The organism is Agrobacterium sp. CMT1 (assembly GCF_037203725.1).
Lineage (GTDB): Bacteria > Pseudomonadota > Alphaproteobacteria > Rhizobiales > Rhizobiaceae > Agrobacterium > Agrobacterium pusense.
Genome location: NZ_JBBCAR010000007.1, coordinates 670,756 through 695,689, shown reverse-complemented (window position 1 = coordinate 695,689; position 24,934 = coordinate 670,756). Strand labels below are relative to the sequence as shown.

Below are 24,934 nucleotides of genomic sequence, written 5' to 3'. Positions count from 1 at the left end.
ATTTCAGAAATCTCAATATTTGCGAATGATTTGCAATAGCGTTGACAAAGGTGATTTTATAACAGATGGTATTGCGAATTAGTCGCAACAAAATCTGGTGAGCACGTGAACGTCCAAAAATTCCGCCACGCCATTTTCGCTTTCTCGCTTTTTCTTCCGGGCGTCGCCCTTGCCCAGGAAAAACCTGTTGTCGTGACCACCTTCACCATCATCGCCGATATGGCGCGCAACGTAGCGGGTGACGCGGCCGAGGTGGAAAGCATCACCAAGCCCGGCGCGGAAATCCACAATTACCAGCCGACGCCCCGCGACATTCTGAAGGCCCGCAAGGCCGATCTGGTGCTGCGCAACGGACTCAATCTGGAATTGTGGTTCGAGAAATTCCTGACTAACCTCTCCGGCGTGCCTGATGTGACGGTGAGCGATGGTGTGAAGCCGATGGCGATCAGCGGCGGCGCCTATCAGGGCAAGCCCAATCCGCACGCCTGGATGTCTCCCGATAACGCCTTGATCTACGTCGAAAATATTCGCAAGGGCCTGAGCGAGATCGACCCCGCCCACGCCGATGTCTACGCCGCCAATGCCAAGGCCTATTCGGACAGGATCAGGGCCACGGTGCAGCCGATCCTCAATGAACTTTCGGCCCTTCCGGAAAACAAGCGCTGGTTGGTGACGAGTGAAGGCGCCTTTTCTTATCTCGCCCGCGATTTCGGCCTGAAGGAATTGTTCCTCTGGCCGGTCAACGCCGACAGTCAGGGCACGCCCCAGCAGGTTCGGGGTGTGATCGACGCCATGCGCGAGCATAATATCCACGTCATCTTCAGCGAAAGCACCGTTTCCGCCGATCCCGCCCAGCAGGTGGCCAAGGAAACCGGTGCGGCCTATGGCGGCATTCTCTATGTGGATTCGCTGAGCGAGGCTGATGGGCCCGTCCCGACTTACCTGGACCTGCTGCGTGTGACGAGCGAAACAATCGCCAAGGGACTGTCTTCATGAGAATGGGGAGTAGAAAATCAGGCGGTGGCCTGACGGTTCAAAATGCGACAGTGACCTATCGCAACGGCCACACCGCATTAAGAGATGCCAGCTTCTCCATTCCTCGCGGAACGATCACGGCACTTGTCGGCGTCAACGGCGCCGGCAAGTCCACGATTTTCAAGGCGATCATGGGTTTCGTTCCTTTGGCCACCGGTTCCGTCTCGATCTTCGATCTGCCGGTGAAGGAGGCGCTGAAGAAAAACCTCGTCGCTTACGTGCCGCAGGCGGAAGAGGTGGACTGGAGCTTTCCGGTGCTGGTGGAGGACGTGGTGATGATGGGCCGTTATGGCCACATGAATTTCCTGCGCATCCCCTCGAAGCGCGATCACCAGATGGTGGAAGAGGCGCTGAAACGCGTCAACATGCTCGATTATCGCAAGCGCCAGATCGGCGAACTCTCCGGCGGGCAGAAGAAGCGAGTGTTTCTGGCCCGCGCGCTGGCGCAGGAAGGGCAGGTGATCCTGCTGGACGAACCTTTTACCGGTGTCGACGTGACGACGGAGGAGCAGATCGTCGCGCTTTTGAAGGCGCTGCGCGACGAGGGCCGCGTCATGCTGGTCTCCACCCACAATCTTGGCAGCGTTCCGGAATTCTGCGACCGCGCCGTCTTCGTCAAGGGTACGGTTCTGGCGTCGGGCAAAACAAGCGACACCTTTACAGAGGAAAACCTGCAAAGGGCTTTCGGCGGCAGCCTGCGCCACTTCGTTCTCGGCGGGGCAGAGTTGCATAGCGACGCCGATCCGCGCCGCCTGAAGGTCATAACCGATGACGAGCGGCCCTTCGTGATCTACGGCAAAAATGGCCAGGACAGGGGCGATTCTGAGGCTCCGAAAGAGAAAGCCGATGATTGAGACCCTTCTTGAGCCTTTCACCTATGGTTACATGTTGAACGCCATCTGGGTCAGCGCACTGGTGGGCGGTGTCTGCGGCTTTCTCTCGGCCTATCTGATGCTGAAGGGCTGGTCATTGATCGGCGATGCGCTTTCCCATGCCATCGTTCCCGGGGTTGCCGGAGCCTATATGCTGGGCCTGCCCTTTTCGCTCGGCGCGTTTCTCTCCGGCGGGTTGGCGGCCGGGTCCATGCTGTTTCTGAACCAGAAGACACGGCTCAAGGAAGATGCGATTATCGGCCTGATCTTCACCTCGTTCTTCGGGCTTGGGCTGTTCATGGTGTCGCTCTCGCCGACCTCGGTGAATATCCAGACCATCGTGCTCGGCAATATCCTCGCCATCACTGCTGAAGACACCATCCAACTGGCTTTGATCGGCGGTATCAGCCTCCTTGTGCTTTCGCTGAAATGGCGCGACTTCATGGTGGTGTTCTTCGATGAGAACCACGCCCGCACCGTGGGGCTGAAACCGGAAGTGCTGAAGGTGATCTTCTTCACCCTGCTGGCCGCCTCCACGGTTGCCGCCCTACAGACTGTCGGCGCTTTCCTCGTCGTCGCCATGGTGGTGACGCCGGGCGCTACTGCCTATCTCCTGACCGACCGTTTCGAGCGGCTGATCCTGATGAGCCTCATCATCGGCGCGGCCACCAGCTTCATCGGCGCCTATCTCAGCTATTTTCTCGACGGCGCGACCGGCGGCGTCATCGTGGTGCTACAGACGGCGATCTTCCTTGCCGCCTTCGTCTTTGCACCCAAACACGGCCTGCTCGCCTCGCGCGCCAAGGCGCGCAGGGCGCTGGAGGAAACTCCATGAGTGAATATCTCGAACTGGCCATACTGCCGTTTCAGCTGCCTTTCATGCAATATGCCTTCCTGATCACGCTGATGATCGCGGTGCCCATGGCAATGCTCTCCTGTTTTCTGGTGCTGAAGGGCTGGTCGCTGATGGGGGACGCCGTTTCCCATGCCGTGCTGCCTGGCGTGGTGGTGGCCTATATCGTTGGCATCCCGCTTTCCATCGGAGCCTTCATCGCGGGCATGATATGTGCCCTCGGCACCGGTTTCATCAAGGAAAACAGCCGCATCAAGGAGGATACGGTGCTCGGCATCGTCTTTTCCGGCATGTTCGGGCTGGGACTGGTGCTTTACGTGAAGGTGCAGAGCGACGTACATCTCGACCATATCCTCTTCGGCGACATGCTCGGCATCGCGCCCTTGGACATGCTGGAGACGGGCGTGATCGCGCTTTTCGCCACTCTGTTTCTCGGCATCCTGCGCAAGGATCTGCTGGTCAACGCCTTCGATGCGCAACATGCAAGAGCCATCGGGCTGCCCGTGCGTGTGCTGCATTATGGCCTGCTGATGGTGCTGTCGCTCACCGTAGTCGGCGCGCTGAAGGCGGTTGGCATCATTCTCTCCGTCGCCATGCTCGTCGCACCGGGCGCAATCGCCTTCCTGCTGACCCGGCGTTTTTCCGCCATGCTGCTGGTGGCCATTGCGGTTGCGGTCGCCTCGTCGCTTGCGGGCATATGGCTGAGTTTCCTGATCGACAGCGCTCCCGCCCCCACGATCGTGCTCTTCATGAGCGTCACCTTCGTCGCGACATTCGTCCGCACCATCGGGAAAACCCGCCGTACCGACACGGCCCGTGAGACGGCAATATAAAAGAACGATTTTTACGGGCGCGTGGAACATTTTCTCCTTTTGCGCGTCATTTTATCGAGCCTGTCGCGGGGCGGCGGCTCGGGAAAATTTCGCAAAAGGGGAAGCGCCATGCTTAAATGGGCTCTTATTTTCTTTGTCATTTCTTTGATCGCGGGCGTGTTCGGCTTTACCGGCATTTCGGCAGCCGCAGCCGGCGTGGCGCGCATTCTGTTCTTCATCGCCGTGGTGATCTTCCTGGTCTTCCTCGTGCTTGCGCTGATGGCCGGAAGCGCCGTCGTCTGAATGAAAAAGGCGACCGGTTGTCACGCCGGTCGCCCTCCTCTCTCCCTTAAAATCCGTCAGCCCGTCCAGCCGCCATCAATGACATGGATCTGGCCGGTGGTGAAACCTGCTTCGTCTGACGCGAGGTAGGTGACGAGCGCTGCGATCTCTTCCGGCGTGGCGATGCGGCCCATAGGCTGGCGCGCGATGAAATCTGCAAGAGCCTGTTCGTAATTGCCGGTGGCGCGCAGACGATCGTGCAGCGAAGGGCTATCCACCGTTCCGGGGCAGATGGCGTTGCAACGAATGCCCTTTGTCACGAAATCCGCCGCAATCGCCTTGGTCAGGCCCACAACGGCGGCCTTGGAAGCGGTGTAGGCAAACCGGTTTGGCACTCCCTTTACGCTGGAAGCAACCGAGGACATGTTGACGATCGCGCCCTTGCCCTTCTCCAGCATGCCGGGCAGGAAAGCGCGGCAGGTACGGTACATGGCCTTTGCGTTGAGGTCGAAGGAGAAATCCCAGTCCTTCTCCTCACACTCGAGGATGGTGCCGGAATGAACAAAACCGGCGCAGTTGAACAGCACATCCGCATGGCCGATATCGGCGGCAAAATCTTTTACGCCATCGCCGTCGAGCACGTTCAGAACCCGCGTCTCTGCCCCCTTGAGCGTAGAAAGCGCCTGCTCATTGATATCGGTGGCGATGACGCGCGCCCCGAGCGACACGAACCGCTCTGCCGCCGCCCGCCCGATACCCTGACCGGCCGCGGTGATCACCACTGTCCGGCCGTTAAAATCCTGCACCATGAATAGCCTCCCGCTAAGGCACGCCCGCCTGCCGGGGCCGAGCCGTTGAATTTCAGTCATCTCAAATATGGATCGACAATTCATATGTAAACGCGGTATTCATATGGCGTCAAGCAAACTTGCGTGGACGGACGGTATAGGGCAAGCCTATTTTCAGGCCCAGCCCGGCGCCGGCGACCATACACACCATCATCATCGAGGCCAGATGACTGACGACGACAGCGAAAGATATCGCGCTCCCGCCCTCGACAAGGGCCTGGACATTCTCGAACTTCTGGCCCGCACCGATGGCGGGCTGACACAGATCGAGATCGCCAAGTCCATCGGAAAGAGCCCCAACGAGCTTTACCGCATGCTGGACCGGCTGGTACGCCGGGGTTATGTCCAGCGGCTTGACGGCGATCGATTCTCTTTGACGCTGAAAATGTTCGGGCTGGCGCATTTCCATGCGCCGATCCGCCGGCTGGTTTCCTTCGCAGCCCCTGTCATGCGCGATTTTTCGGCGAGTGCGGAGCAGGCCTGCCATCTGGCGGTCCATGATCGCGGCAGCGTTGTGGTCATTGCCCAACAGGAATCATCCACCTACTGGGCCATGTCCATGCGTGTCGGCGCGCAGATGAGCCTGTTCCACACCGGCTCGGGCCACGTGCTTCTGGCCTTCCAGACAGAAGCACAGCGCCAGATCATGATAACCGAACAGGTGCGCGGCAGCGGCGAGACCATACCGCCGGGTCTTGCCGATCGGCTGGCAGAGGTGCGCAAGAACGGCTTCGAATCGATGGACAGCCTCCAGACCGCCGGTGTCCGCAATATTTCCGCTCCGGTGCTGACGCTCGATGGCACCGCGCTGGCCGTGATCACCTGCCCCTATATTACCCCTCTTGGCGGCAAGGCGCCCACACGCGAGGCCTGCGAGGTGTTGATCCGCGAGGCAGCAAAACGTATCTCCGAGATCGTGACGGGCACCATCTGAGCACAAAAAAACGCGACCGGCAGGGACCCGATCGCGTTTCAGTTGACTGGAGATTTATGTCTCGTAAACGTCGGGGGAACGTGGATGGTTCCCCCTTTTTTCGTCAGGCGGCGGCGGCCGTCAGTTCCTTGCGCACCATTTCGCGCAGCGTCACCAGATCCTTGGCGAAGAGGCGGATACCTTCCGAGAGCTTCTCGGTGGCCATTGCGTCTTCGTTCAGCGCCCAGCGGAATGCCTTCTCGTCCAGCGACTGCAGCGGCTCGGCCTTGACGTTGTCTGCCGAAAGCTTGCGCTCCAGCTTGCCGGTATCCTTGTCCAGCTCTTCCAGCAGCGCCGGGCTGATCGTCAGGCGGTCGCAACCGGCAAGCGCTTCGATTTCGCCGACGTTGCGGAAGGACGCGCCCATGACGACGGTGCTGATGCCATTGGCCTTGTAGTAGTTGTAGATGCTGCGCACGGAAACGACGCCCGGATCGGTCTCGGCGGTGTAGTTTTCGCCGGTCGACTTCTTGTACCAGTCAAGGATACGGCCGACGAAGGGCGAAATGAGGAAGACCTTGGCTTCGGCGCAGGCAATCGCCTGAGCCTGCGAGAAAAGGAGCGTCAGGTTGCAGTCGATGCCTTCGGACTGCAGCACTTCGGCAGCCTTGATGCCTTCCCAGGTGGAAGCAAGCTTGATGAGGATGCGTTCACGCTCGATGCCGCGCTCCTTGTAGGCGGCAATGATGTGGCGGGCCTTCGTGATGGAGGCTTCGGTATCGAATGAAAGGTCGGCATCGACTTCGGTCGATACGCGGCCCGGCACGAGGCCGGCAAGCGCTGCCCCCACGGAGATGGCCAGACGATCGGCAACGGCGGCAACAACGGCGTCGGACTGGCCGCCCTGCTTCTTGCCCCAGGCGACGGCTTCTTTGACCGCATCGGCAAATGCCGGCGTGCCAAGCGCCTTCAGAACGATGGTCGGGTTGGTGGTGCAATCCACCGGCTTCAGGCGGGCAACCGCCTCGATATCGCCGGTGTCGGCAACGACCGTGGTGATGGCGCGAAGTTGTTCGAGTTTGGATGTCATATCGAATGATCCTTCATGATCTCTTGAAAACTTGCTCAGCCGTCATTTCGTTCCCGCACCATGGGTGCGCCCAAGGCCGAAATCGCGGTTTCGTCGGCTTCGACTATCGCAAGCGGCACGGTCTAAAGTCAAGACATTTGCGCATCGCAATTGACATAAGTTTCATGCCTGCGATACTCGGCGAACACAATGAATGGCGGAAACCGTGGCAAAACTGAGAAGAGAAACCCATACGGCCTATTCGGAAGCGGCTTCGCTGCGGCTGCGGGCGGCATGGCTCTATTATAATCAGGGCATGACGCAGAAGGACGTCGCCGAAAAACTGGGTATCAGCCGCTCCACCGTCATCCGCCTGCTGGACGAAGCGATGAAGCGCTCCGAAGTGCAGATATGGATCAATGAGGGTATCGAAGATTTCGTCTCGCTGGCTGGCCAGCTTGAGGCGGCTTACGGGCTGGACGAGGCCGTGATCATCCCCTCTCCAGACAAAGCCAGTGCGGAAGGCACCGCCAAGGCCGTCGGGCTGGCGCTCGGGCAATTCCTCTCCGAAGCGGTGCCGAATGGCGCCACCATCGGCGTCGGCTGGGGTCGCACCATGACCGCCTCGCTTTCCAGCTTCCGCCCGCCGCGCCGGGAGAACTGCAAGGTCGTTTCGCTGCTCGGCGGTATCGTCGCCGTGCACCAGACCAATCCGCTCGATTACACCTGGCGGCTGGCGAGCGCGCTCGGCGCGGAATGTTACATGTTTCTCGCACCGCTGCTGGTGGATTCGGTTGAGACCAAACGGGCGCTGATCGAAAAATGCGGGCTTGCAACGCTGTACGATCTCGCCGAAACGCTCGATCTTGCCATCGTCTCCTGCGGCGATATCGGCCCGCACTCCACATCTTTGTCGGAAGGTTTCATCTCCAGGGAGACGCTGCGCGAACTCATTGACGCCGGCTGCGTCTGCGACACCATGTTCAACTTCATCGATGCCGAGGGCCGCTCCGTCGATCATCCCATCAACCAGCGCGCCATGGCGATCGATCTCGATACGCTGCGCAAGGCCAAACACATCGTGCTTGCCTCCGGCGGCGCCCACCGCGCCATCGCCATCCGCGCCACGATCAAGCGGATCGGCTGCAATACGCTGATAACGGACGAGGCGGCGGCGCGGGCGTTGATGGAGCTGGTTTAGGCGTTGTCAGGCAGCGTTGTCAGGCAGCCTACTCAGACACCCCTCATTCCTGTGACAAGCACAGGGATGAGGGAGACCAGCCTCACACCTTTCCCGTTTCCCAACCCAGCATCGCCCGCTTGCGAGTGAGGCCCCAATGGTAACCCGTTAGAGCCCCGCTTTTGCCGACAGCGCGATGGCAGGGAACGACGAAGGACACCGGGTTTGCCCCCACTGCGGCACCCACGGCGCGGGAGGCGGTGGGCTGGCCGATATCACAGGCGATGTGCGAATAGGTGACCGCCCGGCCCATCGGGATTTTGAGGAGGCTTTCCCATACCCGCACCTGAAAATCCGTGCCGAGCAGCACAACACGCAGCGGCCTGTCCGCCGACCACATGGACGGATCGAAGATACGGGCGGCATAAGGCGCGGTCGCTTCGCGATCCTCGACATAATCCGCATTCGGCCAGCGGCCGGCCATGTCCTCAAAACAGGCCCTCTCCTCACCCGGATCGGCAAAAGCGCAGCCGGCAAGGCCACGATCGGTCACCATGACCAGCGCAAGACCGAAGGGCGAGGCGTGGAACCCGTAACGGATCGTCAGCCCGCCGCCCTTCGCCTTCCATTCGCCGGGCGACATGGCTTCATGCGTGACGAAGAGGTCGTGCAGTCGTCCCGGCCCCGACATGCCGACCTCGATCGAGGTTTCGAGCAGCGGCAGATCCTCCTCGCGCAAAAGCCGCTTGGCATGATCGAGCGTTACAGCCTGTAGGAATGCCTTGGGCGAAAGGCCGGCCCAGCGGGTGAAAGTCTTCTGCAATTGCGTCGGTGACTGGCCTAGCCTCGCGGCAATGGCTTCGAGGGAGGGCTGCTCGCGATAATCCAGCGTCAAAAGCTCGATGACCCCGCGCACCGTGTCGTAATCGGATCCGATGGGGGTGATGTCTTCGTTCAGCGCAATATTGGCGTTCATCGCATTTCTCCTAACAGTTAAGAGAAAACCACTAAAGCGCCCTCGTCTCCACCCGTTTCTTGCGCCCTGCTCCATTTCTACCGTCATACCGGCCTCGAGCCGGTATCCAGCCAGCCCAAGTCCTTGGGCTGAAAGGAGTCTTTTCCGCCGCGCCGACGCGCGTCGGCTGGATTCCGGCTCAGGGCCGGAATGACGGAGGGAGAGCTGGATTATCCTCTTACATCCGCCGCCGCACCGTCGCCAGCGCACCGCCAAACGCCTTGGCAAAGCTTTCCCGATCATCCGGATTGAGGAACGAGCCGATGTCGGTCGCCCGGCCCTCGCCCGTCACATGCATCGAGACGATGCCGATCTCGTCATGCCGCCTCACCCTGAAACGCGCCCAGAACGGATTGAAGCGATGCTCCACCATTCGTCCGGCAGGGGAGAATTTTCGGATCGACAGGCTGGTGCGCGAGACGCTGACCTCCTCCCGCGCCTTGGCCGCCCGGTAATTGACGCGGAAAGCGATATAAAGCAGCAGAAAATCCAATCCGAAAAACAGGCCGATCGGCCATGCTCCGGTGGCGAAGAAAAAGCCGCCATAGATCAGGCAGGCAAATCCCGACAGGATGAGAAGCAGCCGGAAACCGCGGCGGCCAAGCGAACGGTGCGGAACGAGTTCCGCCGCGAAAATCGGCTGGTCGTTGAGCGTATCCACGTTGCTTTCCTTTGGGCGGGCTGGGTATAGATAATCCATGACAATCGCCAAGAAACGATCCAGCACCCAAACCTTGAAAAAGTCAAATCCGGCAGCCGCGCGCAGGCCGGCGCGGGTGAAGACGGCCTATTCCAGGGAGGAGCTCAGCGAAATCTTCCGCCGCTTTTCCATCCAGCGGCCGGAACCGAAAGGCGAGCTGGAACATACCAATCCCTTTACCCTGCTGGTGGCTGTGGCGCTGTCCGCACAAGCGACCGATGTGGGCGTGAACCGGGCCACCCGCGCGTTGTTCAAGGTGGCCGATACGCCGGAAAAGATGCTGGCGCTCGGCGAGGAAGAACTGATCGGTTACATCAAGACCATCGGGCTTTACCGTAACAAGGCGAAGAACGTCATTGCCCTGTCGCAGATGCTGATCGACAATTTCGGCGGCGAGGTGCCGAAGACCCGCGACGAACTGGTGACGCTTCCCGGTGTGGGCCGCAAGACGGCCAATGTGGTGATGTCGATGGCCTTCGGCGTGCCCACGCTTGCGGTGGACACACATGTGTTCCGCATCGCCAACCGGCTCTGTCTTGCGCCGGGCAAGACCCCTGACGAGGTTGAAGACCGGCTGATCCGCATCATTCCCGAAGAATATCTGTTCCATGCCCATCACTGGCTGATCCTGCACGGGCGTTACTGCTGCAAGGCACGCAAGCCGGAATGCGAGCGCTGCGTGATTGCCGATATCTGCAAATCGCCGGAAAAAACCTTCGATATTCCGGCGCCGCTGGTGGAATTACCCGCGCAGCTGTTCGGTTCGGCTGGCGGCGAATGAAGGGTCGCGGCGGCTGACAGCCTTGTGCAGATGCACCATCATGGAGGCCGCAAAAAGCGGCGTCAGCAGGTTGAGGAATGGAACCGCCAGAAAGGCCGCAATGACCAGCCCGGCCATGAAGACGGTGGTGCGGTGTTTTACCCGGAACAGCCGGGCGTCAGCGGGCGAGCGGAAACGCATCGCCGCGAATTCGAAGAATTCCCGGCCGAGCAGGTAACCGTTCACCAGAAAAAACGCGATGAGGTTGATACCGGGAACAAGCAGCAGAAAAAGCGCAATGAGGTTGCCGGCAATGACAACGCCGAAAAACTTGATGGAGGAGAGCACGGCCTCGCCCATCGGCATCGCCTTGCCGGGCGGATCGTCCGGATAGCTCTTTTTTTCAACCACTTCGGCGACATCGTCGAGAAACAGGCCGGCGATGACGGCAGTGACCGGCGAGATGAGCAGCGCCAGTGCCAAAGCCAGCCCTATTCCGGCGAAAATGGCGAAAACGAAGCTCAGCCAGCCAGCCCAGTCCGGCACGCCGGGAATCAGCGCGTCTATCCATGGCAGGGCGAAATAGATGAAGATCGAGCGGATGGCGAACCAAAGGGCCGCGAGCACGAGAAGGGTGAGCCCCAGTACCTTCCAGAATACCGACCGGGTTTCGGCGGCAAAGAGATTTTGGAAGGCGAGCCGCGCCGCATCAAAAATCATTCGGAACTCCTTGAAGCTTCTCGGGTTGGGGCACTCTCTCAGGAGGAGATAGGCGATGACCCCATCCTGCGCAAGACGGGGACCCAAAAGGTAGATTAGCGCGATCTAAACCGGAGATGGAATTTCTCTTGAATAAAAGGTATCTCTAAAATATAATAATATACCTATCATAATTCGCATTCCGGTCCGGTGGAGGACAAGGCCGGAAAAGCTATCCCCCACCGTCAAATTGCGGTTCGCACGCTTGTCTGCGCGCGCGCATGCATCATCGTTCAATAAAGATAAGAATGAGGCGTTGGTGGAAAAGCTGCTGTTGAACCTTACGCGCGCCATGAAGGCGGGCACCCCTTCCGAGCGCAAGATCGCCAAATATCTGATCGAACATCTCGACGAATTACCGTTCGAGACGGCGCAGACGCTGGCCGCGAAGCTCGGCCTCAGCCCGATGACGGTCGGACGTTTCCTGCGCTCGCTGGGATACCGGCAGTTCAGCGATATCCGCGCCGATCTGCGCCATGCCGAAGAAACCGCCGGCGCGGACCAGCCCGAAACGGCGGAAGGCGGCGAACGCCAGTCCAACCCGTTTTCACAGCTTCTTTCGCAGCAGATCCAGGCCGTCCAGACCGCCTTCGACATGACGTCCCAGTCAATCTGGCGGCTTGCCATGAACGAGATCGCCACGGCGGGCGATGTCTTTCTGGCAACCTCACCGGAAGGTCTCGATGCCGGGCGGCATTTCTACGCGCGTCTTCTCGAAAGCCGGGGGCACATCCATTATCTCGGTAGCGACAGCGCCGCCTATGTTGCCCTGTGGGATTTCGACGCCGCGAAGACCCTGCTCGTCATCATGGATTGCGGCGGCAGCCTGTCACCGCTGCAGCGCTTGGCTGCAATGGCGCGCAAGAGCGGCTATCGCACATTGCTGATCACCACGCGCTTTTACGAATGGGGTCCGGAAAGTGCCGACCTCTGTCTCGCCATGCCGCAGGCGCAAAATGGCGGCCAAGGCTTGCTGCAACTGATTTCCCTGCTGGAATTCACCCTCTGCGCGCTAAGCGCCGGGGCCGATGACGCAACAAAAGCGCGGGCGAAAAACTTTGCCGCGCTGAAGCGCTCGCTACGCGGCTGATCTGCGCTTGGCAGGCGGCAGGATCGAGTGGCCACCACCTGTTTCTTCTCCCGCCGGAGAAGAATCGCGCGGCATCCGTCAGCAAAAATTCCACGCTGATAAGTCAAAGGCTTTCCAGCTCCTGACGATGCCGGTACATGGCGAGAAAACGGCGATAATCCCGCTCATAACGTGGTCCCCGCGCCGGATCGCCTGATATTTCCGCGTTGCCGGGATACATGGCGGCGCCAGCAGCCGCGAGGCTTGCATGCACCCCGCCGGCGGTTGCCGCTGTCATTGCCGTGCCCAGTAACACCGCATCGGCGGTGGCGGGAACCACGATGCGCTTGCCGGTCACATCGGCATAAAGCTCCATCAGCAGCGGGTTTTTCACATGTCCGCCAGTGACATGCAGGCTCTCCACGGCATAACCGAAACGCTCCATCGCATCGAGCACATGGCGCGCGCCGAGCGCAATCGCCACGGCGGTGCGCCAATAGAGACGGCAGAGGCTGTCGAAAGACGTATCCAATGTCAGCCCGCTGATGACGCCGACGGCGTGCGGATCGGCAAGCGGGGAGCGGTTGCCGTGAAAATCCGGCAGCACATGCAGCCGCTCGGCAAAGGCCTCGCCCTCAAGCGCCCGCAATTCCGTTACCCGCGCAACGATGCGGGCATGCAGCGCCGTATCCGGCTCCCCGCCCGCTGCATGCATGCGTACCATATGATCGAGCAGCGCGCCGGTGGCCGATTGCCCGCCCTCCACCAGCCAGTGCCCGGGCAGGATCGCCTGCCAATAGGGGCCCCAGAGGCTATGGCCGGGCATCTGCCGCTCCGACACAGCGACAAGGCAGCTCGAAGTCCCGGCGATCAGCGCAACATGGCGGCCAACATCGGCAGACAGGCATCCGCCCAGCGCCCCCAGCGCGCCGGCATAGGCGTCGATCATGCCCGCAGCGACCTGACAACCGGTATCCAGCCCAAGCTCGGCTGCAGCTTCGGGCGAAAGCGGGCCGATGCTTTCTCCCGGCATCACGGTGGTTTCGGGGAGCCCCGCCCGCTCTCTCAAGTCGGCAAGCCCCGCCAGTTCGAGATAATCCGCCTGCCAGCCGGGATTTTCCTGCGCAAGAAAATTCCACTTCGCCGTCTGCGTGCAATTAGAACGTTTTGCTGAACCGGTCGCTTTCCACGTCAGGAAATCCGCCAGATCGAAGGCTAAGGACATGCGCGACCAGCTCTCGGGCATATGCTGCTTCAGCCACATCAGCTTCGGCATCTGCATTTCCGGCGAGACGCTGTTGCCGGCGAAATCCAGCACCCGGTGTCCCGATGCCGTCAGCCGGTCGGCCTCCGATATCGCCCGGTGATCGAGCCAGACGATGGTGTCGAACCGGTCTTCCCCGGTCACGGATACCGAAACCGGCTCACCCCGCCCATCACGGATGACGAGCGAGCAGGTGGCGTCGAAACCGATTGCAGCAATGCTTTGCGGCGGAACACCCGCCTCGGCAAGCGCTGCCCTTACCACGATGCAGACTGCCTTCCATATGTCGGTGGAATCATGTTCGGCGTGGTTTTCCTGCGGCCTCTGCATCAGGATCGGATGGGTGGCGCGGGCAAGCAGCCGGCCGGCCGCATCGAAAATGCCGGCCCGGGCGCTGGCGGTGCCGACATCGACAGCGACGAGATTTTGACGCTTCAAGACTGCAATTCCATCCCTTGCGCAACGGCCCGGCGACAGCGGCGGCAGGCGAAATCCGTTTTAGCCTGCATCACGTTCCGCTTGGCCGCCCAAACTGCCCTTCCCCACATAGCTGCCGACAAGTTGGACCAAATCCGGCATCGCGTCAAACACGGCATCCGCGCCAAGCCCGGCGATCTTTTCACGGAATGCGGGAAAACGGGCATGCGAACCACCGGTAAAAGCAAAAACGCCCATGCCGGCGGCCTTTGCCGCGGCAATACCGGCCGGGCTGTCCTCGATCACGATGCAGTGACGCGGATCGACGCCCATCTGGCGCGCCGCGTGCAGGAAGAGATCAGGCGCCGGCTTGCCGTTCTTCACCATGGTGGCGCTGAAGACATGCGGTTCGAATTTGTCGATCAGGCCGGTCAGCCCCAGTGAATAACGGATACGTTCCGGCTGACTGGAGGAAGCAACACAGCGCCTGAATGGCATAAGCCTGTCGAGCGTTTGCCCAATGCCGTCGATCGGCTGCAACTCGCTTTTGAAGCGCTCGAACAGCGTCGCCCGCATATGATCGAGAAAATCGATATCCGTCTCGACACCGTAATCCTCGAACAACGTCCTTGTCATGCTGGCGACGCTTCGGCCGAGAAAGCGCTCATAGGCCTCCTCCTCCCCCATCGTCACACCCAGATGGGAGAGCATGTCGAGGAGGACGGAGATGGAAACCGGCTCGCTGTCGACGAGAACGCCGTCGCAGTCGAAAATCAAAAGGGGGCCGGTGTCGTCTTCCATCTCATCGTCACTTTTCGGTCAGCTTGTCATCCAGATAAAGCTGCAAGGTCTTCGCTGTACCCTCTTGCCACAGCGTCTTCAGCGCGTGGGCGAAGCGTTTACGGAAAAGTTCCGATTCGGCAACTGCTCCGAAAATATCGTTAAGCGCGAGGAAGGCCATGGGATCGTCCTTGGCCTTGATGGCCGCCGCCTGCAGGCGCTCGGCGCTGGCATCGTTGAAGACGATTTCCTTGCCGCTGTCCGAGGTGCCCTGAAAATAGCGGCACCACAAGGCCGAAACCAGCGAAAGACCGGTGATATCCTCTCCGCGCTCCAGCCGGTCGGCGGTGGAAGGCAGGATGAATTTCGGCTGGCGGTTGGAACCGTCCTGCGCCAGACGCGGAATGGTGTCGCCAATCTTCGGATTGAGGAAGCGCCGCTCGATCAGCGCGAAATACTCATTGAGGTCCGTATCCGGCACCGGCGGAATGACCGGTATGATCTCTTCCTTTTCGAGCTTTGCCAGAAACGCCCGGATCAGCGGATGCTCCATCGCCTCGTGGACAAAGTGGATGTCGAGCAGCGCCGCAGGATAGGCGATTGCCGCATGGCCGCCATTGAGGATGCGGATTTTCATATGCTCATAGGGCGCAACATCGGATACGAACTGCACGCCCGCTTTCTCGAGCGCCGGGCGGCCCGCCGGGAAATTATCCTCCATCACCCATTGCTTGAATTCTTCGCAGAACACCGGCCAGTTGTCGTCGATGTTGAAGTCATCCCGGGCGATGTTGCGTTCGCGCTCGCCGGTGGCTGGCGTGATGCGGTCGACCATCGAATTGGGGAAGGCAACGTTTTCGCCAATCCAGTTGGCAAAGGCAGGATCGGACAGGGCCGCCAGCCCGACCACGGCATTTTTCGTGACCTTGCCATTATGCGGAATGTTGTCGCAGGACATGACGGTGAAAGGCTGCACGCCCTTCTCGCGCCGCGCCTTCAGCCCGGCGACGATCAGCCCGAACACGGTTTTCGGCAAAGCCGGATTTTTGCCGTCTGCGGCAATCGCTGGATGCTGCGGATTGAAGGAGCCGGAGGCGTCAATGAAGTAACCGCCTTCCGTGATCGTCATGGAGACGATGCGAATCTTCGGATCGGCCAGTTTTTCGACGATCGCCTCGCTGTCTCCGACCGGCAGAATATCGATCATCGGCCCGGTGACACGCGCACCGGTGCGGTTATTGTCCTGCTCCACAACGGTCGTCAGGAAATCCTGTGCGGCGAGTTTTTCGCGCATCACCGTATCCGACGGCAGGACACCCGCGCCGATGATCGCGAAGTCATGGTCCGCTCCGGTGTTGAAGAGGTCGTCGAGATAAACCGCCTGATGGGCGCGGTGGAAATTGCCAACGCCGAAATGCACGATGCCGGCAGAAAGATCGTCCCGGCTGTAGGACGGAACGGCCGCGGTCTTTTTTGCTTCGTCAAGCGTTGCGAGGGAAAGTTTGCATGTCATGTCATGATCCTCGAAGGGAAAACGGTGGTCTTGCCAATCGCCCTGTCGCGGGCGTTCGGACTATCTGCAAACGGCCGCCACCGAATGGCGAGCCGCTGCGTCTTTAGGGCCAGCCCCGCCTAGATTGCTTTGCCCTTGTCATCGAACCTGTGGATTTTGGTATCGTCGGGCGTGATGAAGACAGTGTCGCCGTGCTTGCAGGCGAATTCGCCGTCCGCGCGGGCGGTAATCGGGCCGATGCCTGGGACATCGATATGCAGAAATGTGTCGGAGCCGAGATGTTCGGCGACGGTGACCTTGCCCTGCCAGAGACCGCTCTCCTTCGACAGCACCAGATGTTCCGGCCGAACCCCGGCTGTGGCGGCACCCTTTTGGCGGGCGAATTCACCGGTGATGAGGTTCATGCGCGGCGAGCCGATGAAGCCGGCGACGAAGAGGTTGGCGGGAGAGCGATAGAGCTCCATCGGCGAACCGACCTGCTCGATATTGCCACGGTTCAGCACCACGATCTTGTCGGCCATGGTCATGGCCTCCACCTGGTCGTGGGTAACGTAGATCATCGTCGTTTTCAGCGTGTTGTGCAGCTCGGAGATTTCCAGCCGCATGGTGCCGCGCAGCGCCGCATCGAGGTTGGAGAGCGGCTCATCAAACAGGAAGGCGGAAGGCTCGCGCACGATGGCGCGGCCAATGGCCACGCGCTGGCGCTGGCCGCCCGAGAGCTGTGAGGGCCGGCGTTCGAGATAATCGGTGAGGTTCAGCACCCGTGCCGCATCCTCCACCTTCTTGTCGATAACCGCCTTGTCGAGCTTGGCCATCTTCAGCGGGAAGGCGATGTTGTTTCTGACACTCATATGCGGATAAAGCGCATAGGACTGGAACACCATGGCAAGGCCACGCTCGGCCGGCGCACGCTCGGTCACATCCTTGCCGTCGATGACGATCTTGCCGCCGGAGACATCCTCCAGCCCGGCGATCAGGCGCAGAAGCGTGGATTTGCCGCAACCGGAGGGACCGACAAAGACGACGAATTCGCCATCGTTGATATCGAGATCGATCGACGGGATGACCTTTGCCTCACCGAAGACCTTGGACACGTTCTGAAGGGAAATGCTGCCCATGTTTGTCGTTCCTTATTTCACGGCGCCAAAGGTCAGGCCGCGCACGAGTTGCTTCTGCGAGAACCAGCCAATGACGAGAATGGGGGCGATCGCCATCATCGAGGCGGCCGAAAGTTTTGCCCAGAACAGCCCCTGCGGCGAGGAGAAGGAGGCAATGAAGGCCGTCAGTGGTGCCGCATTGGTGGTGGTCAGCCGGATGGTCCAGAAGGATTCATTCCAGGCGAGGATGACGTTCAAGAGCAGCGTCGAGGCAATGCCAGGCACCGCCATCGGCGTCAGCACATGCACGATCTCGTTCCACAGCGATGCGCCATCCATGCGGGCCGCTTCCAGGATCTCGCCGGGAATCTCCCGGAAATAGGTGTAGAGCATCCAGATGACGATCGGCAGGTTGATGAAAGTCAGCATGATGGTGAGGCCAATGCGGGTATCGAGCAGACCGGCATTGCGGAATATCAGATAGATCGGCACCAGCACGGCCACCGCCGGCATCATCTTGGTGGAAAGCATCCACATCAAAATGTCCTTGGTGCGCTTGGTCGGCGAGAACGCCATGGCCCAGGCGGCAGGAATGGCGATGATCAGCGCGATGATTGTCGAGCCGAGCGACAGCACGACCGAGTTCATGAAGGGCTTGAAGTAATCGCGCTGGGTCTGGACCGTCACGTAATTCTCAAGCGTGCCCGAGGGAATGAGGCTGAAGCCGGCGATCGCCTCCGGCTCGGTCTTGATGGAAGTGAGGAAGGCGTAAAGGATCGGGAAGAACAGCAGGAGCGCGACGATCCATGCAGCGATGGAGAAGCCGATCTTTGCGCGAGTGGTTGTCTTGCGGGCCATGATGTTTCCCCTTTACCGGTCGAGGTTCTTGCCGACCGCGCGCATCAGGAAGATGGCGACGATATTGGCGAGAATAACGGCGATGATACCGCCGGCCGAAGCGCCACCGACGTCGTAACCCAGAAGTGCGGTGCGATAGATCAGGAAGGCAAGGTTGGTGGAAGCGTAGCCTGGGCCACCATTTGTGGTGACGAGGATTTCCGCGTAGACGCCGAGCAGGAAGATTGTCTGGATCAGAATAACGACCGTGATGGCGCGGGAAAGATGCGGCAGCGTCAGATAGATGAAGCGGTTGACGAAGTTTGCGCCATCCATCTCGGCCGCCTCCTTTTGCTCACCATCGAGCGATTGCAGCGCGGTGAGCAGGATCAGCGTCGCAAAGGGCAACCATTGCCAGGCGACGATGATGATGATGGACAGCAGCGGAAACTGTGCAAACCAGTCCACCGGCTGGAAACCGAAAAAGCGCGAGAGATCGGCAAGCACGCCGTAGCCGGGATGCATGATCATGTTCTTCCAGACCAGCGCGGCAACCGGCGGCATGACGAAGAAGGGCGAGATGATCATGATGCGCACGATGCCCTGGCCGAAAATGTCGTTGTCAAGCAACAGCGCAATGGCAATGCCGCCGATGACGGTGATCAAAAGCACCCCGCCGACGATCAGAAGCGTGTTCCAGATCGACTGGAAGAAGGCCGGATCGGTGTAGAAATACTGATAATTAAAGAGACCCGCAAAGCTGACATTTGCCGGGTTCAGGAGGTTGTAGTTCTGGAACGAGAACCACAGGGTCATTGCCAGAGGCACGATCATCCAGACCAGAAGCAGCAGAACCGAAGGCGCAAGCATCACCCGCGCAAGACCGCTTGTGTTTCGTGTTGCCATTTGCACTCACCTCCCCTTGGGCTCGGGCATCAAGAGATGCGCCCGGCATATCCGGAAGAACCGGCTCATTCTTGTTTTGATTTGAAAGCTATCGAAGCCGCATGGCGGTCTTCAGCCCGCAGTCTCGCTGCCCGGCATTGGCGCCGGACAGCGATCTTCGGGAGGATTACTTGATGTAACCGGCGCGGGTCATTTCACGCGTCGCCGTCGACTGGGCGCTGGCAAGCGCATCATCGACGCTGGACTGGCCGGCAACGACCGCCGAGAACAGCTGACCAACCGTGGTGCCGAGCGCCTGGAATTCAGGGATCGCCACGAACTGGCCACCGGTGTAAGGCACGGGCTTTACAGTCGGCTTGGTGATGTCGGCGGCATCCATGGCGGCAAGCGTCGGCTTGGCGAAGGCGGCAGCCTTTTCATAGTCGGCGTTCTTGTAAAGCGAGGTGCGGGTGCCCGGAGGCACGTTTGCCCAGCCTTCCTTGGAAGCGACGAGTGCGGTGTAGTCCTTGCTGGTTGCCCAGGAGATGAACTTCTCAGCGGCTTCGGCCTTCTGCGAGCTCTTCGGGATAGCAAGGTTCCAGGACCACAGCCAGTTGCCGTGGTTCTTCAGCTCGCCATGGGTCGGGAAGAGCGCGTAACCCACCTTGTCGGCAACGGTGGAATCCTTCGGATTGGAAACGAAGGAGGCAGCCACAGTGGCGTCAATCCACATGCCGCATTTGCCCTGCTGGAACAGCGTCAGGTTTTCATTAAAACCGTTGGAGGAGGCACCGGACGGGCCGGCATCCTTCATCAGATCAACGTAGAACTGCAGCGAGCTCTTCCATTCCGGCTGATCGAACTGCGGCTTCCAGTTTTCATCGAACCAGCGGCCACCGAAGGAGTTGGTGAGCGCGCTGATGAAGGCCATGTTCTCGCCCCAGCCGGCCTTGCCGCGCAGGCAGATGCCGTTGATATCGGCCTTGCGGTCGGTGATCTTGCGGGCCGCATCGCCGATGAATTCCCATGTGGGGTTATCAGGCATCTTCAGGCCGGCTTTTTCAAACAGGTCCTTGCGATACATGATCATGGCGGATTCGCCGTAGAAGGGGGCTGCGTAAAGCTTGCCGTCGGCGGAAAGGCCGCCACGGATCGCCGGCAGAATGTCGTCGACGTCATATTTGTCGCCGAGCTTTTCGAGCGGCAGCAACCAGCCCTGCTTGGCCCAGATCGGCACTTCGTAGTTGCCGATGGTCATGATGTCATATTGACCGCCATTGGTGGCGATATCGGTCGTCACGCGCTCGCGCAGGACGTTTTCTTCAAGCGTGACCCATTCGACCTTGATATCCGGGTTCTTGGCGGTGAAGTCCGAGGTGAGACCCTGCATGCGGATCATGTCGCCGTTGTTCACGGTGGCAATGGTCAGCGTCTCGGCGGAAGCAAGGGTCGAAAAGGCGAGTGCCGAGCATGCGCCCAGCAAAATGGTCTTCAATGTCATATCTTCCTCCCAGAAGAAAAATGATGAGCATTCGCTTTGCTCTGGGGCATTTACTCACCCGGAGACCAAAAATGTCAAGCGACATCCTGTGCTGCGACGCACATGAAAGAATTAATTAATTGATTTTATTGGAATAATTTTTGCTCAGTGTCTGAGCAAATATTCGCCTGTCGCTTCGTCCGTAATCAGCCCATTCAAAAGCCCGCCTCTCAAGGCAGCCAGAATCGAGGCGTTCTTGCGAATGCCCTGCGCCATACCGATGACCCGGCAGGTTTCTCGCGAAGGAATGGGAACGGAGGCGACGCGCTCGTTGACAGCGTGATCGAGGATGTGGCCGTTGGCATCATAAATCCACCCACAAATCTCTCCCACCGCCCCGCTCGCCATCAGTGCCTTCATCTCGTCGACATCAAGAAACCCATCGACGCAGAGCGGTGCATTTTCGCCGAGCTCACCGATACCGACGAAGGTAACATTGGCAGCGGCCCCCAGCGCCAGCGTGGAGCGCACCATGGATTGATCGTGCAGCAATTCGCGTTCTTCCGCCGATGAGCAGAGCACCGGCAGCGGCATCGGGAAATGCCTGGCCTTGATGGCATCGGCCATGCTGAAGATGACGTTGTAATAGGCGGCCGATCCGTCTGGGCCGATATTGCCCGTCAGCGAGACGATGCGGTGCTGCGGGCATTCCATCGGCGGCAGCTGGTCCACGGCCGCCTTCAATGTACGGCCGGTGCCGATGGCGAGGACGATGGGATCGACATTTCTCAGCCAGCGCTCGATTTCCGCCGCTCCGGCCTCGGCGATCCCCACCGTGGAAGAAATCCCGGCAGGATCGCTCGGCACGACTTCGATATATCCAAGGCCGAATTTTTCCTTGAGACGTTCCGCTTTTTCGAGACAGGCGGCGATGGGGTGGTCGAGCCGAACCTTGATCAGCCGCTCGGCAACGGCCAGCGACACAAGCCGCTGCGCCGACTGCCGGGAAATGCCCATGGCGGCGGCGATCTCGTCCTGCGTGCGACCGGCGACATAATAAAGCCAGCCAGCACGGGCCGCATCATCGAGCCGTCCATGTGCGTCGTTTCGTCTGGCCATGCCGCTGCCCTCTGAGAATTACGTCTGCGCATTTGCTGGCATTTTTTTGCAGCGGCTGTCAAACGGGGGGATGCGCAGGGGAGCGTGCGACGGGCGTAAAATCATCTGTCGTGGCGGTGCGGCAGGTTTCTTCTCCCCGAGGGGGAGAAGGTGGCCCGAAGGGTCGGATGAGAGGGCAAGCTCTCGGTTTCTCTACCCTTGCCCCCTCATCCCGCTGCCGCGGACTTCTCCCCGGCGGGGAGAAGAAATATGCGGGAACCACCCGGTCCCTTTACCTGCGTCAGCCCGAAGCCAGCACTGCTCAATCAAGCCGCTTCCTGCACCAGGTGCCCCGCCGAAACCTCACGATAAAGCCGCTGCGGCGGCACATAGTCCACCGGCCGGATCGGGCTTCTGATCTCGTCGGTCGCCATGTTGCGCTTGATCTGCCGTCGCGCGGGATCAGGCACCGGAACGGCGGACATCAGCTTCTTCGTATAGGGGTGCTGGGGATTATCGAAAACGGCCGCGCGCGGGCCGATCTCGACGATCTCGCCAAGATACATCACCGCCACCCGGTGACTGACGCGTTCCACCACCGCCATGTCATGGCTGATGAACAGGAAGGCGAGGTTGAGGTTCTGCTGCAGGTCGAGCAGCAGGTTGCAGACCTGCGCCTTGATCGAGACATCGAGCGCCGATACCGCCTCATCGGCGACGATGACCTTGGGATCGAGCATCAGCGAGCGGGCAATGGCGATGCGCTGGCGCTGGCCGCCGGAAAATTCATGCGGGAAGCGCCGCATCATATCCGGGCTCAGGCCCACTTTTTCCAGAAGATCGGCAGCCTTTTCCCGGGCCTGCTGTTTGGTTCCGAGGCGATGTTCGATAAAGGGCTCCATGATCGCCGTGCCGACGCTCATGCGCGGGTCGAGCGAGGCGAAGGGGTCCTGGAAGATCATCTGCACGCTGCGGCGCATGGTTCGCAGCGTCGTCTTGTCGAGCTTCAGCACCTCGTAGCCATCGAGCATGACATCGCCTGACGTCGGCTCGATCAGCCGGGTGATGGAGCGGCCCGTGGTGGACTTGCCGCAGCCCGATTCACCCACCAGCGAGAGGGTTTCGCCCTCGGCGAGATCGAAGGAAACCTTTTCCACTGCATGCACGGCGCCGGATTTGCGGCCGAATAGGCCGGAGCGGATGTCGAAACGGGTGGTCAGATCCTTGACCGAAAGGATGGGCGTGCGGCCGCCGGAGACAGTATCCTTCACGTCCGCCACAGGCTGACTTTCGCCGGTCTTGATATCGATGATCGGGAAACGGGCCGGCAGCAGCCTTTCCTTCATCGAACCCAGCTTCGGCACCGCGGAAAGCAGGGCTCGCGTATATGGGTGGCGGCCACGATGGAAGATGTCGTCGGTGGTGCCGGTTTCCACCACATCGCCACGGAACATGACGATGGTGCGGTCAGAGACTTCCGCCACCACGCCCATATCGTGGGTGATGAAGAGAACCGACATGCCCTCCTCTTCCTGCAATGTCTTGATGAGGTCGAGAATCTGGCCCTGGATGGTCACGTCGAGCGCCGTCGTCGGCTCGTCGGCGATCAGCAGCTTCGGTTTGGAGGCAAGCGCCATGGCGATCATCACGCGCTGGCGCATGCCGCCGGAAAACTGGTGTGGATAATCGTCGAAACGGTTCTTCGCATTGGGAATGCGGACTTTTTCCAGAAGCCGGATGACCTCGGCCTTTGCGGCAGAGGAGGAAATATCCTGATGCACGGTCAGCGCTTCGGCGATCTGCTTGCCGATCGGAAAGATCGGGTTGAGGCTGGTCATCGGCTCCTGGAAGATCATCGAAATGTCCTTGCCGCGGACCTTGCGCATCTCTTCTTCCGGCAGTGCCAGCAGATCGCGCCCGCCGAGCATGACCTTGCCTTCGATGCGGCTCGTCTTTTTATCAAGCAGCCGCATGATGGAGAGCGAGGTGACGCTCTTGCCCGAGCCGCTCTCGCCGACGATCGCCACCGTCTCACGCGGCGCGATCTCGAAACTCATATTGCGCACCACGGATTTCCAGCCGCCATCGACGCGGAAGGAGGTGGTGAGATTTTGAACCGATAAAACCGGGCTGACCGAACCGCCGGTCTGTTCCATTGATGTCGCTGCCAAAAGCATGCCGATCTCCTGAAAAGCAGAAGGCGGCCACGAGGGGCCGCCGGATGTCTCATGCAGCAAGTGCAGTTTCGGCCATCGAAACCCAGTAGCTGATGCCGTAAGGCAGCGCGTCGTCGTTGAAATCATAGGCGGCATTGTGCAGTCCGGCGGTATCGCCATTGCCGATGAAGATGAAGGCGCCGGGGCGCGCTTCCAGCATGTAGGAGAAATCCTCGGCGCCCATATGCGGATTGGGATTGGTGTTGACGGCGTTGGCGCCGGCCACACCCATCGCCACGCCGGTCGCGAATTCTGTCTCGTCACTGTGGTTGAACGTGACGGGATAACCGCGATCGTATTTCACCTCCACCGTCGCGCCATGAGCCATGGCGGTGGCGGCGGCCACTTCCTTGAGGCGCTTTTCGGCGAAATCGCGGGTCTCCGGCAGCAGCGTGCGCACGGTGCCGGTCAGCGTCACTGCACCGGGAATGACGTTGGACGCCGTGCCGCCATGGGTGGTGGCCACGGTGACGACGAGTGATTTCAACGGATCCGTCTCGCGCGAGACAATGGATTGCAGGGCGATGATGATATGCGCCGAAGTCAGCACCGGATCGATGGAAAGATGCGGTGCCGCCGCATGGCTGCCCTTGCCGGTGATGGTGATTTCGAAACTGTCCGCAGCCGCCATGGTGGAACCCTTGCGGATGGCGAACTGCCCGACGGGGATGCCCGGCTCGTTATGCATGCCATAGACCTGCGAGATGCCGAATTTCTCCATCATGCCATCATTCAACATGGCAAGCGCTCCCGCGCCACCTTCTTCCGCCGGCTGGAAGATCACGGCCACCGACCCCTTGAAATTGCGCGTCTCGGCCAGATATTGCGCCGCACCCAAAAGCATGGCGGTATGCCCGTCATGACCGCAGGAATGGGCCTTGCCCGGCGTCTTCGAGGCCCATGGCTTGCCGCTCGTCTCAAGGATCGGCAGCGCATCCATGTCGGATCGGAAACCGATGGTCGGACCATCCCCGTGCCGGCCCTTGATGATGCCGACCACGCCTGTTTTGCCAATGCCCGTTTCGACCACGTCGCAGCCGAAGGATTTCAGTTTTTCGGCAACGAATTTCGATGTTTCGTAGACATCGTAGAGCAGTTCCGGGTGTTCATGCAGATGGCGCCTCCAGCCGGCAACTTCTTCCTGCATTTCAGCCACACGGTTCAATATCGGCATTCTCTC

The 24,934-nt window shown here is 60.1% G+C and carries 24 protein-coding genes; 9 read left to right on the top strand and 15 right to left on the bottom strand.

Going from position 1 to position 24,934, the window contains the following annotated elements:
- Positions 1–105: 105 nt before the first annotated feature.
- From WA845_RS11770 to WA845_RS11750, 5 genes are all read left to right on the top strand, one after another.
- Complete coding sequence (locus WA845_RS11770; RefSeq protein WP_112553828.1) at positions 106–996, top strand: metal ABC transporter substrate-binding protein; 891 nt, start codon at positions 106–108, stop codon at positions 994–996.
- Positions 993–1,889, top strand: coding sequence for a manganese/iron ABC transporter ATP-binding protein (locus WA845_RS11765; RefSeq protein ID WP_162719135.1), 897 nt, complete (start codon positions 993–995; stop codon positions 1,887–1,889). Before WA845_RS11770 ends, WA845_RS11765 begins: the two co-directional genes overlap by 4 nt.
- Positions 1,882–2,742, top strand: a complete 861-nt coding sequence (locus WA845_RS11760) for a metal ABC transporter permease (RefSeq protein ID WP_006699540.1) — start codon at positions 1,882–1,884, stop codon at positions 2,740–2,742. Before WA845_RS11765 ends, WA845_RS11760 begins: the two co-directional genes overlap by 8 nt.
- Complete coding sequence (locus tag WA845_RS11755; protein WP_112553824.1) at positions 2,739–3,593, top strand: metal ABC transporter permease; 855 nt, start codon at positions 2,739–2,741, stop codon at positions 3,591–3,593. The genes WA845_RS11760 and WA845_RS11755 overlap by 4 nt, the downstream gene beginning before the upstream one ends.
- Before the next feature lie 108 nt (positions 3,594–3,701).
- Entirely contained in the window at positions 3,702–3,875 is a 174-nt protein-coding gene (locus WA845_RS11750; RefSeq protein WP_003499086.1) for a DUF1328 domain-containing protein, read from the top strand.
- Between the two features lie 56 nt (positions 3,876–3,931).
- On the opposite strand, the gene WA845_RS11745 is transcribed toward WA845_RS11750, so the two are convergent.
- On the bottom strand, positions 3,932–4,663 hold the full coding sequence (locus WA845_RS11745) for an SDR family oxidoreductase (RefSeq protein ID WP_004445231.1): 732 nt from the start codon (positions 4,661–4,663) through the stop codon (positions 3,932–3,934).
- A 205-nt stretch (positions 4,664–4,868) separates the two neighbouring features.
- Between WA845_RS11745 and WA845_RS11740 the strand changes: the two genes are divergently transcribed.
- Positions 4,869–5,636, top strand: coding sequence for an IclR family transcriptional regulator (locus WA845_RS11740; RefSeq protein WP_006699543.1), 768 nt, complete (start codon positions 4,869–4,871; stop codon positions 5,634–5,636).
- Between the two features lie 103 nt (positions 5,637–5,739).
- On the opposite strand, the gene tal is transcribed toward WA845_RS11740, so the two are convergent.
- Positions 5,740–6,705: a transaldolase gene (gene tal / locus WA845_RS11735; protein WP_004445235.1), complete on the bottom strand. Its 966-nt coding sequence runs from the start codon at positions 6,703–6,705 to the stop codon at positions 5,740–5,742.
- A gap of 205 nt (positions 6,706–6,910) precedes the next feature.
- Between tal and WA845_RS11730 the strand changes: the two genes are divergently transcribed.
- The gene (locus tag WA845_RS11730; RefSeq protein WP_034497564.1) at positions 6,911–7,885 is read left to right on the top strand and encodes a sugar-binding transcriptional regulator; all 975 of its coding nucleotides are present in this window, start codon (positions 6,911–6,913) and stop codon (positions 7,883–7,885) included.
- Positions 7,886–7,967: 82 nt separating this feature from the next.
- Here the strand turns inward: WA845_RS11730 and WA845_RS11725 are convergent, their stop codons facing one another.
- Together WA845_RS11725 and WA845_RS11720 are read right to left on the bottom strand one after the other, a co-directional pair.
- A complete protein-coding gene (locus WA845_RS11725; protein ID WP_034496818.1) occupies positions 7,968–8,840 on the bottom strand; it encodes a methylated-DNA--[protein]-cysteine S-methyltransferase in 873 nt (290 codons plus the stop codon).
- Positions 8,841–9,057: 217 nt separating this feature from the next.
- Positions 9,058–9,579, bottom strand: coding sequence for a DUF2244 domain-containing protein (locus WA845_RS11720; protein WP_167497231.1), 522 nt, complete (start codon positions 9,577–9,579; stop codon positions 9,058–9,060).
- Between WA845_RS11720 and nth the strand changes: the two genes are divergently transcribed.
- Complete coding sequence (gene nth / locus WA845_RS11715; protein ID WP_006698327.1) at positions 9,578–10,360, top strand: endonuclease III; 783 nt, start codon at positions 9,578–9,580, stop codon at positions 10,358–10,360. The genes WA845_RS11720 and nth overlap by 2 nt on opposite strands.
- Here the strand turns inward: nth and WA845_RS11710 are convergent.
- A complete protein-coding gene (locus WA845_RS11710; RefSeq protein WP_004445244.1) occupies positions 10,322–11,059 on the bottom strand; it encodes a sulfate transporter family protein in 738 nt (245 codons plus the stop codon). The genes nth and WA845_RS11710 overlap by 39 nt on opposite strands.
- A gap of 295 nt (positions 11,060–11,354) precedes the next feature.
- Between WA845_RS11710 and WA845_RS11705 the strand changes: the two genes are divergently transcribed.
- Positions 11,355–12,188, top strand: coding sequence for a MurR/RpiR family transcriptional regulator (locus tag WA845_RS11705; RefSeq protein ID WP_045531793.1), 834 nt, complete (start codon positions 11,355–11,357; stop codon positions 12,186–12,188).
- Between the two features lie 103 nt (positions 12,189–12,291).
- Here WA845_RS11705 and WA845_RS11700 read toward each other — a convergent pair whose 3' ends face one another.
- The 10 genes from WA845_RS11700 to WA845_RS11655 all read right to left on the bottom strand — a co-directional run bounded on the left by WA845_RS11700 (position 12,292) and on the right by WA845_RS11655 (position 24,928).
- The gene (locus WA845_RS11700; protein ID WP_112553822.1) at positions 12,292–13,869 is read right to left on the bottom strand and encodes an FGGY-family carbohydrate kinase; all 1,578 of its coding nucleotides are present in this window, start codon (positions 13,867–13,869) and stop codon (positions 12,292–12,294) included.
- Positions 13,870–13,929: 60 nt separating this feature from the next.
- Positions 13,930–14,649: an HAD-IA family hydrolase gene (locus WA845_RS11695; protein WP_112553820.1), complete on the bottom strand. Its 720-nt coding sequence runs from the start codon at positions 14,647–14,649 to the stop codon at positions 13,930–13,932.
- A gap of 7 nt (positions 14,650–14,656) precedes the next feature.
- Positions 14,657–16,141 (bottom strand): mannitol dehydrogenase family protein, encoded by a 1,485-nt coding sequence (locus WA845_RS11690; protein ID WP_112553818.1) that lies wholly within the window; start codon positions 16,139–16,141, stop codon positions 14,657–14,659.
- A 119-nt stretch (positions 16,142–16,260) separates the two neighbouring features.
- A complete protein-coding gene (locus WA845_RS11685; RefSeq protein WP_112553816.1) occupies positions 16,261–17,259 on the bottom strand; it encodes a sn-glycerol-3-phosphate ABC transporter ATP-binding protein UgpC in 999 nt (332 codons plus the stop codon).
- Positions 17,260–17,271: 12 nt separating this feature from the next.
- A complete protein-coding gene (locus WA845_RS11680) occupies positions 17,272–18,096 on the bottom strand; it encodes a carbohydrate ABC transporter permease (protein ID WP_004445255.1) in 825 nt (274 codons plus the stop codon).
- Positions 18,097–18,108: 12 nt separating this feature from the next.
- Positions 18,109–18,981, bottom strand: coding sequence for a carbohydrate ABC transporter permease (locus WA845_RS11675; RefSeq protein WP_004445256.1), 873 nt, complete (start codon positions 18,979–18,981; stop codon positions 18,109–18,111).
- A gap of 166 nt (positions 18,982–19,147) precedes the next feature.
- Entirely contained in the window at positions 19,148–20,461 is a 1,314-nt protein-coding gene (locus WA845_RS11670; protein WP_034496827.1) for an ABC transporter substrate-binding protein, read from the bottom strand.
- A gap of 144 nt (positions 20,462–20,605) precedes the next feature.
- Positions 20,606–21,559 carry a sugar-binding transcriptional regulator gene (locus WA845_RS11665; protein ID WP_037092320.1) on the bottom strand — a complete coding sequence of 318 codons (954 nt, stop codon included), beginning with the start codon at positions 21,557–21,559 and terminating at the stop codon, positions 20,606–20,608.
- Positions 21,560–21,864: 305 nt separating this feature from the next.
- Positions 21,865–23,715: an ABC transporter ATP-binding protein gene (locus tag WA845_RS11660; protein ID WP_022562770.1), complete on the bottom strand. Its 1,851-nt coding sequence runs from the start codon at positions 23,713–23,715 to the stop codon at positions 21,865–21,867.
- Between the two features lie 49 nt (positions 23,716–23,764).
- Positions 23,765–24,928, bottom strand: coding sequence for a M20 aminoacylase family protein (locus WA845_RS11655; protein WP_004445263.1), 1,164 nt, complete (start codon positions 24,926–24,928; stop codon positions 23,765–23,767).
- Positions 24,929–24,934 lie beyond the last annotated feature (6 nt).

Coding starts and splice junctions, on each gene's coding strand:
- WA845_RS11725 (WP_034496818.1), bottom strand. CDS start 8,840: ATGAACGCCAATATTGCGCTGAACGAAGACATCACCCCCATCGGATCC.
- WA845_RS11760 (WP_006699540.1), top strand. CDS start 1,882: ATGATTGAGACCCTTCTTGAGCCTTTCACCTATGGTTACATGTTGAAC.
- WA845_RS11670 (WP_034496827.1), bottom strand. CDS start 20,461: ATGACATTGAAGACCATTTTGCTGGGCGCATGCTCGGCACTCGCCTTT.
- WA845_RS11655 (WP_004445263.1), bottom strand. CDS start 24,928: ATGCCGATATTGAACCGTGTGGCTGAAATGCAGGAAGAAGTTGCCGGC.
- WA845_RS11740 (WP_006699543.1), top strand. CDS start 4,869: ATGACTGACGACGACAGCGAAAGATATCGCGCTCCCGCCCTCGACAAG.
- WA845_RS11680 (WP_004445255.1), bottom strand. CDS start 18,096: ATGGCCCGCAAGACAACCACTCGCGCAAAGATCGGCTTCTCCATCGCT.
- WA845_RS11675 (WP_004445256.1), bottom strand. CDS start 18,981: ATGGCAACACGAAACACAAGCGGTCTTGCGCGGGTGATGCTTGCGCCT.
- WA845_RS11660 (WP_022562770.1), bottom strand. CDS start 23,715: ATGCTTTTGGCAGCGACATCAATGGAACAGACCGGCGGTTCGGTCAGC.
- WA845_RS11745 (WP_004445231.1), bottom strand. CDS start 4,663: ATGGTGCAGGATTTTAACGGCCGGACAGTGGTGATCACCGCGGCCGGT.
- WA845_RS11665 (WP_037092320.1), bottom strand. CDS start 21,559: ATGGCCAGACGAAACGACGCACATGGACGGCTCGATGATGCGGCCCGT.
- tal (WP_004445235.1), bottom strand. CDS start 6,705: ATGACATCCAAACTCGAACAACTTCGCGCCATCACCACGGTCGTTGCC.
- WA845_RS11690 (WP_112553818.1), bottom strand. CDS start 16,141: ATGACATGCAAACTTTCCCTCGCAACGCTTGACGAAGCAAAAAAGACC.
- WA845_RS11695 (WP_112553820.1), bottom strand. CDS start 14,649: ATGGAAGACGACACCGGCCCCCTTTTGATTTTCGACTGCGACGGCGTT.
- WA845_RS11765 (WP_162719135.1), top strand. CDS start 993: ATGAGAATGGGGAGTAGAAAATCAGGCGGTGGCCTGACGGTTCAAAAT.
- WA845_RS11750 (WP_003499086.1), top strand. CDS start 3,702: ATGCTTAAATGGGCTCTTATTTTCTTTGTCATTTCTTTGATCGCGGGC.
- WA845_RS11710 (WP_004445244.1), bottom strand. CDS start 11,059: ATGATTTTTGATGCGGCGCGGCTCGCCTTCCAAAATCTCTTTGCCGCC.
- WA845_RS11720 (WP_167497231.1), bottom strand. CDS start 9,579: ATGGATTATCTATACCCAGCCCGCCCAAAGGAAAGCAACGTGGATACG.
- WA845_RS11685 (WP_112553816.1), bottom strand. CDS start 17,259: ATGGGCAGCATTTCCCTTCAGAACGTGTCCAAGGTCTTCGGTGAGGCA.
- nth (WP_006698327.1), top strand. CDS start 9,578: ATGACAATCGCCAAGAAACGATCCAGCACCCAAACCTTGAAAAAGTCA.
- WA845_RS11755 (WP_112553824.1), top strand. CDS start 2,739: ATGAGTGAATATCTCGAACTGGCCATACTGCCGTTTCAGCTGCCTTTC.